This window comes from Agarivorans sp. TSD2052, from assembly GCF_023238625.1.
Lineage (GTDB): Bacteria > Pseudomonadota > Gammaproteobacteria > Enterobacterales > Celerinatantimonadaceae > Agarivorans.
Window position 1 is genome coordinate 636,776 of the sequence record NZ_CP096670.1, and the last position, 18,268, is coordinate 655,043.

General features: G+C 45.6%; 15 protein-coding genes. 6 read left to right on the plus strand and 9 right to left on the minus strand.

Translation table 11 applies throughout. The annotated features are described in order from the left end of the window. The first annotated feature begins 102 nt into the window (after positions 1-102). The 4 genes from M0C34_RS02980 (at position 103) to M0C34_RS02995 (ending at position 5,613) form a co-directional block, all read left to right on the plus strand. Positions 103-774, plus strand: a complete 672-nt coding sequence (locus tag M0C34_RS02980; RefSeq protein ID WP_248714170.1) for a DUF6776 family protein — start codon at positions 103-105, stop codon at positions 772-774. Positions 775-831: 57 nt separating this feature from the next. Further along, positions 832-1,191 carry an iron-sulfur cluster insertion protein ErpA gene (erpA, locus tag M0C34_RS02985; protein WP_248714171.1) on the plus strand — a complete coding sequence of 120 codons (360 nt, stop codon included), beginning with the start codon at positions 832-834 and terminating at the stop codon, positions 1,189-1,191. Positions 1,192-1,375: 184 nt separating this feature from the next. Beyond that, positions 1,376-2,485 carry an efflux RND transporter periplasmic adaptor subunit gene (locus M0C34_RS02990; RefSeq protein ID WP_248714172.1) on the plus strand — a complete coding sequence of 370 codons (1,110 nt, stop codon included), beginning with the start codon at positions 1,376-1,378 and terminating at the stop codon, positions 2,483-2,485. Then, entirely contained in the window at positions 2,485-5,613 is a 3,129-nt protein-coding gene (locus tag M0C34_RS02995; RefSeq protein ID WP_248714173.1) for an efflux RND transporter permease subunit, read from the plus strand. Before M0C34_RS02990 ends, M0C34_RS02995 begins: the two co-directional genes overlap by 1 nt. A 412-nt stretch (positions 5,614-6,025) precedes the next feature. On the opposite strand, the gene M0C34_RS03000 is transcribed toward M0C34_RS02995, so the two are convergent. From M0C34_RS03000 to M0C34_RS03040, 9 genes are all read right to left on the minus strand, one after another. Further along, positions 6,026-7,132: an anhydro-N-acetylmuramic acid kinase gene (locus tag M0C34_RS03000; protein WP_248714174.1), complete on the minus strand. Its 1,107-nt coding sequence runs from the start codon at positions 7,130-7,132 to the stop codon at positions 6,026-6,028. A gap of 8 nt (positions 7,133-7,140) precedes the next feature. Beyond that, positions 7,141-8,778 carry a peptidoglycan DD-metalloendopeptidase family protein gene (locus M0C34_RS03005; protein WP_248714175.1) on the minus strand — a complete coding sequence of 546 codons (1,638 nt, stop codon included), beginning with the start codon at positions 8,776-8,778 and terminating at the stop codon, positions 7,141-7,143. A gap of 380 nt (positions 8,779-9,158) precedes the next feature. Further along, complete coding sequence (locus M0C34_RS03010; RefSeq protein WP_248714176.1) at positions 9,159-9,950, minus strand: cobalamin-binding protein; 792 nt, start codon at positions 9,948-9,950, stop codon at positions 9,159-9,161. A gap of 49 nt (positions 9,951-9,999) precedes the next feature. Further along, on the minus strand, positions 10,000-10,947 hold the full coding sequence (locus M0C34_RS03015; protein WP_248714177.1) for a cobalamin biosynthesis protein CobD/CbiB: 948 nt from the start codon (positions 10,945-10,947) through the stop codon (positions 10,000-10,002). Beyond that, positions 10,947-11,645 (minus strand): 5'-methylthioadenosine/S-adenosylhomocysteine nucleosidase, encoded by a 699-nt coding sequence (mtnN, locus tag M0C34_RS03020; protein WP_248714178.1) that lies wholly within the window; start codon positions 11,643-11,645, stop codon positions 10,947-10,949. The genes M0C34_RS03015 and mtnN overlap by 1 nt, the downstream gene beginning before the upstream one ends. 63 nt (positions 11,646-11,708) lie before the next feature. Continuing rightward, positions 11,709-12,137, minus strand: a complete 429-nt coding sequence (locus M0C34_RS03025) for a GNAT family N-acetyltransferase (RefSeq protein WP_248714179.1) — start codon at positions 12,135-12,137, stop codon at positions 11,709-11,711. 181 nt (positions 12,138-12,318) lie between these two features. Continuing rightward, positions 12,319-13,179: a glycoside hydrolase family 16 protein gene (locus tag M0C34_RS03030; protein WP_248714180.1), complete on the minus strand. Its 861-nt coding sequence runs from the start codon at positions 13,177-13,179 to the stop codon at positions 12,319-12,321. A 309-nt stretch (positions 13,180-13,488) separates the two neighbouring features. Continuing rightward, positions 13,489-14,775, minus strand: coding sequence for a tyrosine--tRNA ligase (gene tyrS / locus M0C34_RS03035; protein ID WP_248714181.1), 1,287 nt, complete (start codon positions 14,773-14,775; stop codon positions 13,489-13,491). 125 nt (positions 14,776-14,900) lie between these two features. Beyond that, positions 14,901-15,278 (minus strand): DUF2750 domain-containing protein, encoded by a 378-nt coding sequence (locus M0C34_RS03040; protein ID WP_248714182.1) that lies wholly within the window; start codon positions 15,276-15,278, stop codon positions 14,901-14,903. 171 nt (positions 15,279-15,449) lie between these two features. Here M0C34_RS03040 and mnmL point away from each other — a divergent pair, with 171 nt between their 5' ends. Both mnmL and M0C34_RS03050 read left to right on the plus strand, forming a co-directional pair. Further along, entirely contained in the window at positions 15,450-16,358 is a 909-nt protein-coding gene (gene mnmL, locus M0C34_RS03045) for a tRNA modification radical SAM protein MnmL/YtqA (RefSeq protein WP_248714183.1), read from the plus strand. Between the two features lie 106 nt (positions 16,359-16,464). After that, positions 16,465-18,258, plus strand: coding sequence for a sensor domain-containing diguanylate cyclase (locus M0C34_RS03050; RefSeq protein WP_248714184.1), 1,794 nt, complete (start codon positions 16,465-16,467; stop codon positions 18,256-18,258). Positions 18,259-18,268: the final 10 nt, after the last annotated feature.

Below are 18,268 nucleotides of genomic sequence, written 5' to 3' on the forward strand. Positions count from 1 at the left end.
TGGGCTCACTATAACAAACTATCAACTTGGGCTAAATCTCTGGTTTGTTGCTAGCCTTAATTCTCGGTAAACTATCGGTTTTTCCGAGTAAGCGGGTACAAAGTGGCGAAGCCAAAGTTGTTAGTGGTAAGTTTGATAGGGGCATTGGCTTTAACCGGCGTATACGGCTTGTCGGTGGTCGTAGAAGAAAAAGACCAAATGATTAGTCAATTGCAACGGCAACTCTCTCACTCGCTAGACAGTCAATCGGTGTTGCAACAGCGTTTATCTATGGTTCAACTCGAACAAGATACCAGCCTTGCAGAGCTCGCGCTGTTCAATCAAAAGGTTGACCAGCTTAGTGAGCAAAATGTGGCACTAACCGAAGAGTTACTGATTTACCGAAAAATCATGGCACCAGAGCAACAGGCTGGTGGTATGAAGATAGAGCAGTTTCATATCGAAGCAATGTTAAGCCCAGGCTACTTTCGAGTGCAAGTATTGCTGATGCAAGTGGCTCGTAATAAGCGTTGGTTAAGTGGAGAGTTAGAGTTAGTCGTAATTGGTAGTCAAGACCAGCAGCCTATGCAATATCGTTTAGATGAGTTACAAGTACAAGCCACTCCTCTTAGCTTTAAGTTTCGTTATTTCCAAGAAGTGAACACAGACCTTAAACTACCTGAAGGTTTTTTGGCTGAGCGTATCGAGCTAACAGCCAAGGTAGATGGCAATAAATGGAATAAAAAAGCCGAGATCGTTTATCAGCAAAGTTGGCCAGATCCGGGTAATACTTGAACTAATTACTCAGGTATTACATAATCCGCTTTAGTTAACGTTTTTAAGGAATACACCGTGTCAGAGCAAGCTGTAACTGAACAAGCCGCATTTCCAATCCAATTCACTGATGCCGCCGCATCACGAGTAAAAGAATTGGTGGCCGAAGAAGAAAATCCGGACTTGATGCTACGCGTGTATGTTACCGGTGGCGGTTGCTCGGGCTTCTCGTATGGATTCACTTTCGATGAAAAAGTAAATGAAGGTGATACCTTAGTCGAGAAGCAGGGCGTATCAATGATTGTCGATTCGATGAGCTTACAATACTTGGTTGGCGGTATTGTAGATTTTACCTCTGGTTTAGAGGGGTCTCGCTTTCTGGTGAGTAACCCTAACGCCAGTACCACCTGCGGTTGTGGCTCGTCTTTTAGTATCTAAATCTTATAGCTGGATCCAGTTATGTTGATTTATAAGCCACCTTAAGGTGGCTTTGTTGTTTCAGGATGCTGAGATAGTCTTTTGTATCAAATTTGTCAGTAGTCTTTGATATTTAATGTTGTTCCTTTAAAACACCTTGTATACTGTTTGACCTATTCAAGTTGTCAACAGGGAATGTTTGATTGTGCCTTCTGCATTAAAACAATTTTTCGCCGCTCGCCCGTATATTCTATCGATCATTATTGTTGCCATTGTGGTGCTGTGGATGCTCTCTGGGCAACTGAAAGCTGATAGCCCTGATGAGTCAGTGCAGCTCAGCACTAAACAGACTCATGTTACTCGAGTACAAGTGAAAACTTACGTTGCAGAGCGCATTGAGCGAGCCATACACCTATATGGTCAAACTGAAGCGCGCCGCCAAAGCACTATTTCGGCTGAAGTGTCAGGGCGTTTGCTTGAATTTTTAGTTAAAGAAGGCCGACCCATTACCAAGGACCAAGCTTTAGCTCGCTTAGATATTCAAGATCGTCGCTCTCAGCTATTACGCGCTGAAGCGCTGTTAGAGCAACGAAAAATTGAATATGCTGGGGTAAATGCATTAAGTAAAAAAGGCTTCCAAGGTAAAGCCCGCTTAGCCGAGGCTAAGGCCTCGCTAGTTGATGCTGAATCCATGGTGAAAAATCTTAACTTGGCGATCGACAATACCCTTATTCTTGCCCCTTATGATGGGATATTCGAAGAAAATATTGTGGAAGCTGGTGCCTACCTCGCCATTGGTGACCCGATATTAACGCTTGCAGACACCCAACAGTTGGTCGTTCGTACTGATGTCTCTGAGCGAGATATTCCCCAGCTTAAGTTGGATGAAAAAGCCTATGTCACGATGGTGACTGGCGAAGAAGTCGAAGGCGTTGTGAGTTTTATTGCGACTATCTCTGACCCTAATACGCGCACCTTTAAAGTTGAAGTACTGATTGATAACCAACAAAATCAACTTCGTGCAGGCGTTAGCGCAAGTGTTCGTTTTCCGCTTAGTGAGGTGGAAGCTATTAAGGTTAGCCCTGCAGTGTTAGCCTTAGATGATGAGGGAAATCTAGGTGTTAAAACCGTTGTAGATAACATCGTACAGTTCATTCCTGCCAGTTTGGTCCGTTCAGACCCTGATGGTGCATGGTTGTCGGGGTTCACTGGTGATAATCAGGTGATTATTTTGGGTCAAGGATTTGTACGGGCCGGCGATACCGTTGAAGCGGTCACTAAAGCTGAGTTACTCATGCAGGAGAGGGTTGAGTAATGCATAGCTTTATTGAAGCGATACTGTCGCGAACTAGAACCGTTTTATCATTGTTAGTGTTCTTATTCATTGCTGGCATCATTACCTACATTAATATTCCTAAAGAATCGGATCCCGATGTCGAGATCCCGGTCATTTATGTGTCTATTCCGCATGATGGTATTTCCCCACAAGATGCCGAACGTTTGCTACTGCGCCCTATGGAGCAAGAGCTTCAAGGCATTGAAGGCATCAAAGAGATGACTGCCACCGCCAGCGAAGGTCACGGTTCGGTAGTGCTAGAATTTATTGTCGGTGTCGATATCGACCAAGCCTTGGCTGATGTGCGCGCCAAGGTAGATCAAGCTAAACCTAAGTTACCTGCAGGGGGAGACGAGCCAGAGGTAAACCAAGTGACCTTGGCGACCGAGCAGCCAGCTATAACGGTGTTGTTATCAGGCAACTTACCGCAACGTGCCTTATTGACTATTGCACGTGACCTGCAAGATCAAATGGAAGCGATGAAACAAGTGCTCGAGGTCAACATCGGCGGTGACCGAGAAGATTACCTAGAGATTATCGTAAACCCTTTATTAATGGAGTCTTACGGTCTAGATCAAGCCGATATCTATAATCTGGTCAGTCGCAACAACCGCTTAGTCACCGCCGGAACCTTAGATACTGGTAATGGCCGTTTTGCGGTAAAAGTGCCCGCTGTATTTGAGACAGTGAAAGACGTTATCGACCTGCCTATCAAAGTGGATGGCGACCGAATTGTTACTTTTGGTGATGTGGCGAGCGCGCGTCGTGCCTTTAAAGACGCCAGTACTTATGCTCGAGTTAATGGTAAACCGACTATTTCCTTAGAAGTGAGTAAGCGCCCTGGAGAAAATCTAATAGAAACCATCGAACAGGTAAAACACTTGATCGATAGCGAAAGTCAGTTTTGGCCCGACTCCGTCATCATCGATTATGCGGGCGATAAATCAAAAGACATTCGTACCATGCTCTCAGAGCTGCAAAACAACATCCTCTCTGCAGTTTTGTTAGTGGTAGTCGTGATTATTGCGGTAATGGGAGTGCGCTCTTCCTTATTAGTCGGTATTGCTATTCCGGGGTCATTTCTGGCGGGTATTTTGGTGTTATCACTGGGTGGCCTCACCATCAACATGATTGTGCTTTTCTCGTTAATCATGGCGGTTGGCATGCTAGTAGATGGTGCCATTGTTGTCACTGAGTTTGCTGATCGGCAAATGAGTGAAGGGGTGCCAAGGCATCAAGCATATTCGCTAGCTTCGCAACGTATGGCTTGGCCGATTATTGCTTCTACTGCGACCACCTTGGCCGCTTTTGCACCTTTGCTGGCTTGGCCTGGCATGGTTGGTCAGTTTATGGGTTACTTACCGCTAACGCTTATCGCCACCTTAAGCGCATCGTTGGTGATGGCGCTTATTTTTGTCCCCTCATTAGGTAATATTTTTGGTCGCCCACGCAAATTAACGGCTGCTCAGCAAACCGCTTTAGTCAAGGCTGACCGTGGTGAATGGCAAGATCTAAAAGGCTTCACTGGCGTGTATCTACGCGTATTAGATAAAGCCGTAAACGCGCCATTAAGGGTATTGGGTATCGGTATTGTTATCGCAGTGGCGGTAATTATGGCCTATAGCAGTGCCGGTAAAGGCGTCGAGTTTTTCCCGAAAGTTGAACCGGTAGGCTTTAACATCATTGTACGTTCGCATGGCGATTATTCTACTGATGAAAAGTTAGCCATCATGCAAGAAGTTGAGCGTAGAATCATTGATCTTGAAGACTACGACACGCTATACAATAAAGTGGGTGGCGAACAACTGGGTAATGTTCGGGTTAACCTTAAAGACTGGAATCAGCGCCGTCCAGCCGATGAAGTGATTGCTGACTTACGTTCTCGGTTAGCGCCTATTGCGGGCTTAGAAATTGAGTTTCGCCAAGATAAAGCCGGCCCGCCAGCGGGCAAAGATATTCAGTTAGAGTTAAGCTCGCGTTTCCCTGAACGCTTACAGCCGATGGCCAAAAAAATCCGCCAGTTGATTGATGATAATGAGCATCTCGTGAATGCCGAAGATTCCACGACCAAACCGGGTATAGAGTGGCAGTTAAAGGTTGATCGAAGCAAAGCGGCGCGCTTTGGCGCCGATGTGACGTTGTTGGGGAATACCGTTCAGTTTGTCACCAACGGTCTTAACATTGGTGACTATCGTCCCGATGATGTTGATGACGAGTTAGAGATTCGCGTTCGCTTTCCGGAAGAAAGCCGCAGTATTAGCCGCTTAAGTGAACTGCGGGTTAAAACTTCCCATGGCTTAGTGCCGATTACCAATTTTGTAAGTTTAGAAGCTAAGCCCAAGCAAGATGTGATAAACAAAGTGGATGGCCGCCAAGTACTCACGGTGAGTGCCGACATGGCTGAAGGGCAAAATCTCAGTTTAGAGCTGCCTAAATTACAAGAGCAGATCAAGCAATTAGCGTTAGATCCACTGGTTGATATTAAGCTACGTGGGCAAAACGAAGACCAAGAGGAAACGATGGCCTTTTTAGGCAAGGCCTTTATGGTGGCCCTGTTTGTCATGGGCTTGATCTTGGTCACCCAGTTTAATAGTTTTTATCAAGCCTTGTTGATCCTCTCGGCGGTGCTGTTTTCTACCATTGGGGTATTACTCGGTTTGCTGTTAGCGGGCCAAGCTTTCGGCATCATTATGAGTGGACTAGGGGTGATAACTTTAGCCGGTATTGTGGTGAACAATAATATTGTACTTATTGATACCTACAACGTCTTGCGGAAGCAGGGCATTGCCGCCCAAGAAGCGATTATGCGCACTGGTGCCCAGCGTTTGCGGCCGGTAATGCTCACTACCATCACCACTATTTTAGGTTTAATGCCGATGGTATTGCAGCTGAATATAGATATGTTTGAGCGAACCATAGAAATAGGCGCGCCGTCTTCGCAGTGGTGGTCGCAATTGGCGACAGCTGTAGCGGGCGGATTGAGCTTTGCTACCTTACTTACGCTGATTCTAACCCCTTGTTTGTTAATGTTAGGGGCAAAGTTTAGCCGTAAGGATAAGCAAGCTGAATTGGTTGAAGCGAAAGAACAAGAGTTATTAGGGGCTTAATGCTTAACGCGAGCATTAGCCGCCAATCTTTAAGCCTTAATGCTTACGGAAGGTAGCCGTTTCGTCTTGACCACGACCACCTTAAGCTTTGCGCTGACAAAGCTTAAGGTGGTCACATTGAAAAGCAGTCTCTATTATCTTTTTCCGCACGGAAATAACTCACCACCTTCCAAACCGATGTTAACGTTCTCGGCGCTAGCCTGCTCCGCTAGGTGCTGTGTAGAGAAGGTTAAAAGATAGGGCTCGTTAATCGACTCTATATTCGTAGAACATTGTTGTTGGTGTTTTTATAAGCTGCAACTGGTTTAAATACCCGGTTTAAGCATCAATACTAACAAACACGGGCTTTTAGGAGGTTGCTGCTCACTTTAGCAACAGCAGCGCTTGCTAAGATGGCGAGGTACACTTGGGGCTATTTAGATGGATAAAACCCACCTAAGATCGCTGCGCGGTTAGCACCAGTAACGGATCCGACGTTACCATTTTTTTGTTGTACAAAACACCTAGCTAGCCAAGCAAAAGCAAGTGCTTCTAAGGCTTGTTCAGGAATGCCCAGCTCTGAGGTTCTGCTTAAGCTTAGCTTAGGTAAGGCTTTAGCCAGTAGCTCAAGTAACAAGCCGTTGTTATCACCACCGCCGCATAAATATACCGTGCCTTGCTCAAAGCCTTGTAATTGTTCGGCGATGCTTTGCACGGTGAGGTGGTGCAGAGTGCATTGAATGTCTGCTGGCTGAACCTTGATAAATGCGGGTTGTTGTAGGTGCTTGTCTAACCACGCTAAGTGAAAGTATTCACGCCCCGTGCTTTTAGGTGCGCTTAAAGCAAAGTAGTTATCAGCCAGTAGTTGTGCCAATAACGCTGGGATCAGCTGGCCGCTGCGGCCCCATTGACCGTTATCATCGTAATCAGTCCCGTTGGGATGATGGCGCTTGAAATGTTGGTCTAGCAGGGTATTGCCCGGGCCCGTGTCGTAGCCCAATAAGTCCTGACCGGTGATTAAGCGGGTAATGTTGGCTATGCCACCAATGTTAAGTATAAAGCGAGCTTGCTGGGGGTGACTAAATACCGCTTGATGAAAGGCCGGTACCAAAGGGGCGCCTTGGCCACCTAAGGCCATGTCTTTATTTCTAAAATCGGCTACCACATCAGTATTGGTGGCGACAGCTATATGGCTAGGGCTACCAATTTGCAGGCTAAAACCTAGCTCAGGAAAGTGGCGAACAGTTTGGCCATGGCTACCTATTGCTACAATATCACTGGCTTGCAACTGAGCATGATTGATTGCTTGTATGGCGGTTTGAGCAAACAGTGCCGCTACCTCTACGCTGGCTTCTGCCATCACCGTCAATTCATCCTCTCCAGGCTTACATAAGCGGTGTAACTTAGCCAACAAAGGGCTGGGAATAGCTTGTTGGTGGTGGGCTAATATTCTCGGTGGTAGCTGGGAAAAATCAGCCACTACTGCATCGACACCATCCATGCTGGTGCCAGACATTAAGCCTAAATACATGTCGCTCATCGCTTGGCCTAGTTCATTGCCAATAATACCCGTTTGGTATTATCAAGCTGTTCAATACGGGCTTTAGCAATAGGCATAAAGCGTTGCTTTTTCTCGCCTTTTAATGGCGTAGAGGTCGGTAACTTAACAGTACGTGGGTTTTTATGAACTCCGTGCACTAAAAATTCATAATGTAGGTGGGGGCCTGTTACTCGGCCAGTCGCTCCTAATGTACCAATGGTTTTACCTTGTTTTACCCGTTGCCCAGTTTTTACATAGCGTTTTTGTAGGTGTAGGTATTTCGTCATATAAGCGCTACTGTGCTGAATAAATACATAGTTACCGTTGTATTTGCTATAGCCAGATTTGGTGACTCGGCCATCACCCGCTGCTAATATCGGAGTGCCGACTTTAGCAGCGTAGTCTATGCCATTATGAGCGCGCACTTTACCTGTTACTGGGTGTAAGCGGCGTGGGTTAAAGCTAGAGCTAATATATTTAAAGTTTACTGGTGCACGCAAAAAAGCTTTGCGCATTGGCCGGCCTTCAGGTGTGTAATAGTTGCCATCATCGTGGCGAACTGCTCGGAAAATGTCACCCTGGTTGATAAATTCGGCAGCAATAATATCGCCATTTCCAGCATATTGACCATCGATATAGTGCTCTTCAAATAACACCATAAAGCTATCGTTTTTACGGATGTCTAAGGCAAAGTCGATATCCCAGCCAAATACAGCCGCTAGCGCCATAATTTGTCCTTGGCCTAAGCCGGCGCTGATACCCGCATTCCAAAAACTTGAGCTAATGGTGCCTTGGGCGAAGCTGGTTCTTACTTCCAGCTCTTGAGTGTCGATACGGGCGGTAAATTTTTGTTGTTGGTCCCGTTCGATAACCAAGGTTTCAAACTTAGATTGTGGGTAATTAAGTTTTACTAAACGATCTTGGTCATCAAGATAAAAGTCTAAGGTATCGCCGGGGTGAACCGTGCGCAGCTTTTTGGCTTCGCCGCCCAATTGGTCGATGTTATATAAGGTTCTGGCACTTAAGCCTACTCGAGAAAAGATCAGCGCCATGCTATCGCCTGATTTAACGGTTTGCCGTTTAAGGGTATAAAAATGCTCTGGCTCGGAAGGCATCTCTGATAATGGGATACTTAGCGCTAGTGGATAACGGACACCTAAATGCAGTTCTCCACCTTGTTTTAGTGACTCGAGGGTACCAAGAGCATCACTATCGCTAAGTTGTTCACTGATTTTTGTCGCGATAGGTTCAGCCTCTGCTGATTCAGCGGGCTTAGCGGCTTCGCTAATTTTTAGTGGCTGTAATGTCGTTGAGGTTGCGTCAACGAGCTCTGGTTTAAGCGTGGCCTGCTTTATCTGAGACCCATTAACCTCACTGTTTGCAGGCTTAGGCTCAGTAGTAGTGTTAAGTTGAGGCTGTTTTTCTCGCTGTTGGATGTTAGCTAACGAAGGTTCGGTTTTTGCGCTGGTCATCTCCGTTAGTGGGTCAAGGGTTAACTTATTATTGGCTTTAGCCGAAAGATCGATCGTTTGACGTTGACTGGCATTGGGCGAGTTTTGTTCGCTAGGGAAAAGAACAGCGGCAGCCACCACAAGGGCGAGAATAATTAACAGTCGGCGGTGGCGTTTCGGTAATAAGCTTTGCAATCTACTTCCAACATACAAACCAGAGATTATCGCGATTGTAGCCAGATGAGCGCTAGAATGCCAGATTCAGCTTGTCTGGCCGTGAGCTAAACAGCTTACACAGTAAATGCTAGCCAAATTAGCGCATAGTGATTAAGTATGGTGCAAGGGGTGCTGTGCGAGATAAATCCCTGCAATTTATAAGTTTAACCAGATAAAGAATAATTTAGGTATTTAGCAAAACCAAGAGCAGGTTAACGATATAAAAAACCAAATACCTCTTTAGAGGTGGTGAAGTGTATTGAAGTTTATATTAGACGCGTGGTTCGCTAAAAACTGGCACAACTATTCCATTAGTAATAGTGAAGAGTTTTCTTCACTCGTATATGCTCTCGTCCCACTCAGTTTTCTGAGTGGGTTTTTTTTCGGCTTTTATCGAGCATGCTACAAAGCTGCTTTAGATTATCCAAAGTGCGCAGAGTTAAGCGGTGGGCTTTGTCTGGATCTATGTGGTAGATATTGTTGTATTTTACCGCCTGCAGTTGCGGCCAGTTATCCCAATGGTGGCTAAATTCCCATTGCGCCACAATAATGGCTTGCGGGTCAGCCGCTAATACCCATTCTTCTGATAACAAAGGGTAGGGGGCTAAAGCCTCGGCCATTATATTCTCGCCACCACATAAAGTGATGCCATCATTAATCCAACTTTTAGCCGAAATGCTGCGCAGCGGAGTATGCCACATTTGATAAAACACACTCACCTTGCGCTGCTGCTGATATTGCTGGGCTAAGTGGTTGAGTTGTTGCTGTGTATATTGGCTAAGAGCTAAGCCCTGCTCTGGTTCTCCGAGCACCTTACCGAGTTGTACAAATTGCTCAGATAATGCGGCTAGTTGTTTTGGTTTAGAGACATACACGGCAATGTTTAAAGCGCTTAACTTGTCTGCTAAGTGTTGTTGATTACCTTGCTGCCAAATGAGTACTAAATCGGGTTTCAAAGCAATCACACTTTCTAAGCTAATATATTGATAATTACCAATGCGGGGCAAAGCCTTTGCCGCTTCTGGATAGTCGGCGTAATCTACTGTGGCAATTAACTTATCACCCGCTCCAAGGGCATAAACCTGCTCAGTTAAATGCGGCGCAAGTGAGATAATGCGTTGTGGCTTAGCTGACAGCGTAAAGCTAATCAATAGCGCGCATAGGCCAAGCAGTAGCCTTAGATAAATAGCTTGGAAGGGTTTATAAATAAACGGCACGAACAAGGTAGATAGGGCTAAGTAAAAGTAAATATAACAGCGCACTCATGTTTAGTTTAAGCGCTAATCGGTCTAATTCGGCGGCTTCTGGATATTGCTTCGCTGGACCAAAGCGCGCTTGTTCTGCTTTTTGTTGTTGATAGTGGCGAGGTCCACCTAGCTCACTGTGTAAACTACTGGCGCTAACGCTAATCAGTTTGCCGCTCGCCGCATAAGGCCAGCGAAAACCTTGGCTGAGGGCGGCTTTATTGCGCGCGACTTTTCCGTAACAACAAAAAATCAAAGCTAACAATTGAAAGGGGAGCCAGCTAATTAGCTGATAGAAATGGCTCGCGCTGATACCAAATTGGCGATATTGGGACAGTTTAGGGTTCCAGGCGAAATGTAGCTCGCTGACTACTCGGTAGATTAACGCCGGTATTATACCGCCGAGCATAAACCAAAAAATAACCCCAAACCAATTGGCCGCCAAGCGTAGCAATAACATTTCCGCTGAAGCTTTGGCTACACCCACAGCAGATAAGTTGTCACAATCGCGCAATACCCAAGGGCGCAGGATGCTGCGCGCTTGCTGGTGTTGCTGCTTGTTTAATAACAAGGTGATGCGGTGGTAGCTATGCATTGGTGCTTGCCATTGTAATAAACAGACGAGCAATAGTGCATCAAGCAAGCTACTCAAGGGGATGAGTTGGTTAAATAGTGCTAAGCCTAGGGTTAGAGGCAACAATATTGCCAGCAGCGCGATACGCCCCGCCAGGCGTTGCTGACGAGGCCCGTTACTGCCCCGATTAACCTTTGCGGCGAGTTGCTCGGCAAACCAGCGGATCAGCAGCATGACTTTTCCTAACCCCCGCCCCGGTAATAGCCGCTCTATGGCAATACCTAGCAAAGGTAAACTAAGGCTTAGCCATAGCCAGGAGCTTTCGTCCATTATTTAGTCAGTTTCTCAAGCATTGCCAGTACCAAAGCCGTTGAATGCTTGGCCGCGGTTTCTAAAAACTCATCAAATGATGATGGGGATTCTTTACCGGCAATATCAGATAGCGACCGTATAACTACAAATGGTACCTCTGCTAAATGACAGACTTGGGCAATAGCTGCACCTTCCATTTCTACGGCTGCCATAGTGGGAAAGTCTGCACGGGCTTTAGCCACGCGTTCGGGATCTGCCATAAAAATATCGCCAGTACAAATTAGCCCGCGAACCGTTTGATGACCTGAAAACTGCGTGGCGGCTTGTTCAGCAATATTAATTAACGTTGTGTCAGCTTTGTAAGCTGCCGGATTAGCCGGAAGCTGGCCCATTTCGTAGCTGAAAGCGGTAAGGTCAACATCGTGGTAACGTAGCTCGTTAGAAATAACTACATCCCCCACTTTTAATGCAGGGTCAAAGCCGCCAGCAGAGCCAGTATTAATCACTTGGGTGGGTTGGTAGCGCTGTAATAACACCGTAGTAGCAATCGCCGCCGCTACTTTACCAATGCCTGAACGTGTTACTACCACTGGGTGATTGTTTATTTCACCACTGTAGAATTCGCAACCAGCAAAACTATAGGTATCACAGTTGTCGATTAAATCACGAAGTGCCACCACTTCTTGTTCCATAGCACCGATAATTGCAGTAGTCATAACCGTCTCTTTAATAAATAGAAAAATCAGCGGAATATTACCACAAGCCGATGTGAGGAACAGCTACAGATCGCGCACAAATACGCGTTGTGACTTACGCTGTTTAAAACCTATATGTTGATAAAACTGGTTGGCCTCTTCACGGGTAGTATCGCAACGAACCCGTATTTCACCAACACCTCGGCTAGCCGCCCAGTGGCGACATTGCTTGACTAAAGCCCGGCCAATGCCTTGCTTGGAAAACGCCTGATCAACCACCATTCCACTGATTTCAGCAAAAGGTAGTGAGCCTAAGCGTAGAGCAATATAGACATGTACCCACCCCACCATTTGATCGTGTTCATTCACATAGACAAAAGCCTGATGAGCGGGGTTTTCTAAAATAGCGTGGATATTGGGTAAAACGCTTTGCGCGCTTGGATGGTAGCCTAGTTGTTTAGCTAACATTGCGATATCTAGCGCGTCTTCTTCTTTTATCGGGCGAATTTGCATAGCATTCCTTTTATTCTCGTAAACCAAGAGCTGGTTTTGTAATACCATAGTTACCGACTTAAGCAGTGAACTGCAAGCAGCTTAGGTGAGATTTATGACTTTTTTAAGACAAAAGGCAACCTAGTATTCGTTACGACGACAAGACAAATATGCAATTCGAAGCCTAACATTAAGCGCAATGTTAATTCGCTTGATAGACCCTAACGTAATCCACGATCATTGTTTGCGGCCAAATATTCGAGTCGATACCATTGTTTCCTCCCCAAGTACCACCCACTGCAATGTTTAACAGTAAGTGAAAGCGAGCATCAAATGGCCAAGCAGATGATCCATTTTCAGGGTGGGATTGGCTATTGGCAGTGGTGAAGGTGTGTACATCGTCAAGGTAAAAATCTAAGCGGTTTTCGCGCCATTCAACAGCATAATCGTGAAATTCGTTAGATGCGTCATCAACCATGAAAGAGGTGGTGATCTGCGTGCCTTTAGTATGATTAAAGTCAGAGCTGTGAATAGAGTTATGCACTTTATCTTGGTCATAACCAACATGTTCCATAATGTCTATTTCACCGCTAGCGGGCCAATCGCCATAAACCCAATCAGTGGGTAACATCCAAATCGCTGGCCAAGTACCGCGTCCAGTAGGCAGCTTGGCACGAATTTCCAAGCGGCCGTATAACCAGTCGCCTTGGTTGCGCGATACTAAACGCGCCGAGGTATAGGCGTTGCCAGCTTGAGTTTCTTTAATCGCTGTAATCATTAGCTGGCCATTTTCAACGCGCGCGTTTTTTGTTTCGCTGTCTGTATAATACTGTTCTTCTTGGTTGCCCCATCCGTGACCACCTACGTCGTAGTCCCACTTGGTAGGATCGGGTAGGCCGTCGCTATCAAATTCATCAGACCACACCAGTAGCCAATTTTCTGCTTCAGGGGTCGCGGGCATTTTACCTATTTCACTATTGGGGTTTGACCCTGAAGAACCACCGCCACAAGCGGTGATGAATAAAGCGATGGATATGAGCGGCAGTAAACGTGTGGGGGCCATTATTTAATCCTTCAAACGGTGGGCGGTTAGCTAGCTTACTGTTAAAGACCATCGGCCTCTAAACAATCAGCGTCTTAAAAGAACTGCGCTGCACTGCTGGTTTATTCTACGCCAAAGCGATGAGTTTGATGATTGAGAAAGCTTGAACTGTCACTCGAATTAATGATTTAAAGCGTGGTTTGGTTTCATCAGGTTTATAGTTAGTTGCTATTGCAGCAAGGCTGTGAAGATCTGTTTGGTAAGGCGTGGGTATTAAAAAGGCCACTAACTATTCGTTAGTAGCCTTTATATTTGTTATCGCTAACTCGCTTAGTTAGGCCAAACCACTAAGCTAAACAGTTTTTTACCGCGCTTAACTACTGAGTACTTGCCGTAAAGGGCGTCACTAGCTAGCAGAGTAAGTTGTGGGTCGGTAAGTTTTTCACCGTTTACTGATACAGCGCCATTACCAATAAACTCGCGAGCCATCTTGTTAGATTTAGCTAGCTCGGTGGTAGTAAGTAACTCAACTAAGCTTAACTCGTTTTGCTCTAAGCGAGTGGTAGGCAAGCCATCTTGCGCTAATTGCTCTAAGTCTGATTCGCTTAGCGAGGCTAAGTCACCAGAGAACAGTGCTTGGGTAATGCGTTCGGCAGAGGCTAAACCTTCTTCACCGTGAACTAAGCGGGTGACTTCTTTGGCTAAAATACCTTGTGCGGCAGGACGACCTTGAACCGCTTTATCATTTTCTTCGATGGTGGCAATGTCAGCAACGTCAATGAAGGTGAAGTAACGTAGGAACGAGTATACGTCGGCATCGGCAGTGTTAATCCAAAACTGGAAGAAGGCGTAAGGCGAAGTACGTTTTGGGTCTAACCAAATGGTGCCGGTTTCGGTTTTACCGAACTTAGTACCATCTGATTTAGTAACCAAAGGCATGGTTAAACCGTACACCTTGTTGCCGTACATGCGGCGCGCTAGGTCGATACCACCAGTGATGTTCCCCCACTGGTCAGAACCACCAATTTGTAGGGTCGTTTCTTCTTTATCGCTAAGTTCTGCAAAGTCGTAAGATTGCAGCAGCATGTAGCTAAACTCTGTAAACGAGATGCCCGACTCATCGCGGTCGATACGCTGTTTTACCGATTCTTTTTTGATCATGGCGTTAACACTGAAGTGTTTGCCCACGTTACGCATAAAGTCGATAACGTTAACCTTGCCAATCCAATCCAGATTATTGATCACTTTGGCGGCATTTGCTTGCTCGCCAAACTCAATAAATTGGCTCACTTGTTTTTGTAGTTTGCCTACCCAACCCGTCACGATGTCGTCACTGTTAAGTTTTCGTTCGGCGGCTTTAAAGCTTGGATCGCCAATTAGGCCTGTCGCGCCGCCTACCAGTGCTAATGGCTTGTGGCCAGCTTGTTGAAAGCGTTTAAGCATCAGCAGTGGCACTAGGCTACCAATGTGCAAACTATCGGCTGTAGGGTCGAAACCACAATACAGGGTGCGGGCTCCACTAGAAAGGTGTTCGGCCAGTTCTTCATCGGCAGTGCATTGAGCTACTAAGCCGCGCGCCTTAAGATCTTCTATTAATGGATTAACCGTTGTCGTCATAATTTAACCTGTATGTATTTCTGTACCCAATAGGGGCGATGAACAAATTTCCAGCCGAAGATTCTACACCTAAGTAGTAGCTAAAAAAACTGCTTAGTAGCACTAAGCGCTTTTAATTGCTCGGCTTATTTGATTTTTCCACTGCTTAGCTCTTCGCTTAAGTCTAAAGGCGCAACAATAGTGCCTTCACCAGAAAAACTAGGTGCTACCGCTAAATCAAAACCATCGTTGGTCATGCCGGGCAACCATTTGTCGATTAGCTCGGTTAAATTGATGGCTAAGGCTTTGAAGCCTACGTGATCTTTGCTAGCCCAATGTTCTGCGAGGGCTTGGTCGCTCCACAATAACAATACTTTTTCTTCACCGGTTTCGATGATTAAACAGCCTTGCTCATCACTTAAGGTCCATACCTGCTGAGTTTTACGGGCTTGCTCGATAAACTGCTGGTAGCGCTGTTTGGTGGTAAGACGGTTGCTTTGTTCTATCAGTGATTCATTACTCATGGTCAATCCTAGCTACTAATTGGCGGCGCGTAGTATAACAGCTCAGGGCAAACAGAATAGGGGGAAATCATCAGCTCTATTGATCTATGCCTACGCAGCAGCGGATGCTTAGCGGTAGACTAGCGGCTGTTTTTTTAGGCTAGGTTTAGCCCTCTAGATTAAGTAGTTGTTGTGCAATTAGATTTATATGTAAATACCCTTGGTCGTCACCTTAAACAGCATTTTGGTGGGCGGGTACGCAAACTCAGCGTTGATGGTGATTTCACTTGCCCAAACCGTGATGGCAGTATTGGCAAAGGTGGTTGTACTTTTTGTAATGTGGATTCATTTGTCAAGCCGCAACAGCAGAGCTTATCAATCACCGAGCAATTAACAGAGCGCAAAGCTGAACTTAAACATAAAGATATTCGTTATTTAGCCTACTTTCAGGCTTATACCAGTACTTACGCTGAAATTACCTATCTTCAGGGTATGTATCAGCAAGCGTTAGATGATGATTCTGTGGTGGGTTTATGCATTGGCACTCGCCCTGATTGTGTACCAGACGCTGTGCTTGAAATGTTGGCTGAGTATCAACAGCAAGGCAAAGAAGTATGGTTGGAGTTGGGGGTGCAAACCGCGCATGATATGACCTTAAAGAGAATTAACCGCGGCCATGATTTTGCGGCTTTTAGGGATGCGGTAGAGCGAGCACACCGACACAATATTAAAGTATGTGCCCACTTGATTCTAGGTTTGCCTGGCGAGGATGCAAGCCATTACATGCAGTCTTTACAAGCCGTATTGGCTTTGAATATTGCGGGTATTAAGTTACATCCGTTGCATGTGGTTGAAGGAAGTACCATGGCCAAGGCTTGGCGAGCGGGACGATTACCCACCTTGGACCTAGATGAATACGTAAATCAGGCGGTAAAACTGATTCAACATACCCCGCAAAACATTGTTTATCATCGAGTGAGTGCTCACTCTCGTCCGCCAATACTATTGGCTCCTAATTGGTGTGAAAACAAATGGTTATCATTAACCGATATCGCTAAAAAATTGGCCGCTAGTGGTGGTCAAGGCTCCGCATTAAACTGATATTTAGTGATCAGTGCGAAGTTAATTACTTGTTTACTAAACACTTATTTTCATATATCGCTATATCAGGTAAAGTAGTTGCGGGTGTTGAATATTTGGACTATGGATGCAACAAGGTTTTTACCCAGCAATGTGGATGCAATTTACCATTGCGGTGCTTAGTGCACTGTTAGTGATAGTAATTTCGCTGTGGATAGTAACATTTAGGCGCTATAAAGCTCAGCGAGCTGCTATGCGAAAATCGCCTGCTGCACAATTAATGCTAGACGCCAATGATCAACAAGTGGTGTTTGCTAATCCTCGCTTTTGTGATTTGTTACAGCTATCTAATAATGGTAAGCGGTGGTTATTTTCAGATAAAGCACACTTAGGTCAGCTGGTTGAACTATTAGCTCCCTACCAACAAGTTGGCCATATTGAGGCCCTGCATTGGCAGGTCTCTTTCGAAGAGAAGTCTCAAGCCTTTCTGGTTTATGCCAATTTAACCGAACACAATGGCCGCGAGTTATGGTTTATCAATGCCTACGAAAACTCACAAGGCTTTTCTTATCTTAATCGTATAGAGCAAGAGCAAAAACTGTTCGCTAACGTGCTTAATTCGATACCAGAGTTTATTTACTTTAAAGACTCTAGCGACCGCCTGTTAGGATGTAATCAGGCTTGGGCAGGGTTTCATGGTTTGAAGCCCGGTGAGCTGGCCGGTAAACGCTTAAGCGATTTTTTAACTCGCAAAGAACTAGAGCGCAGCCAACATTACGATAAACAAGTTCTGTCGGGTGAACCTTGCCAACATACCGAGTGGTTTAGTGCGCCAGATAGCAGACAAATTCTGCTACAAAACAATATTTATCCGCTCAAAAACCAAAAAAATGAAGTCACGGGGGTGCTAAATGTGTCCTATGACGTCACCAAATGGCATGAGCTAAACCGTAAACTTGAGCAAGAAAACCAAAACCGCATTAGTTCAGAAAAGAAACTCGGTCGGCAAAATAACCTTATTCGCACGGTTTTTCATTCTTCTCCCGACCCCTTGGGCTTTATTGATGATAAAGGGCATTTCATCGGGGGCAACGAGCCCTTTGCCAAGATGTTTGGGTACACCAGTGATGACTTATTAGGCAAGCATTTAACTGAAGTACTTAGTGAAGAACAGTTAGAGCAGCATCAGCAGCAAAATAATGAAATCCTCACAACGGGTAAACCTTTGCGTTATGAAGAACTGGTTTATCTAGATGATGGTCATCAGATTTGGTATGAAGTCATTAAAGGGCCTTACCAAGATGATACTAGTGGTGAACGAGGCATTATTTTTATTACTCGTGATGTAACAGAGCGCAAAGCCACCGAGCAACAGCTGGCAGATGCAATTATGCAGTTACAAGAATTAAGCTTCATTGATAGTTTAACGCAAGTTGCTAACCGTCGTAGCTTTGATGAAAAGCTGCAGCAGTTATGGTTAACTCATCGAAGAGAGAATGTAGAGCTAAGCTTATTGTTGTTAGATATAGACTGCTTTAAGCAATATAACGATAACTATGGCCATCAAAAAGGCGATGACGCCCTGCGTCAGGTGGCCAAGCTGATTAGCCGTTCGGTTAAGCGCGGCTCAGATCTCGTCGCCCGCTATGGTGGCGAAGAGTTTGCTATTTTGTTGCCCAATACTGGTAAAGAAGGGGCTAAGCGAATCGCTGAAAACGTGCTTAATAATATTGCCGAAGCCCAGATCTCCCATCAATATTCAGATGTAGAAGACTATGTTTCGGTGAGTATTGGTTTGGCGACCATTGTTCCCGAGCAAGGGATGGATTATGGGGAAATGGTGCGGATTGCTGACTTACAGTTGTATCGAGCTAAACACCAAGGCAAGGCGCGTTATTGTGCTGCAGGCGATAGTGAATAATACCCTCAAA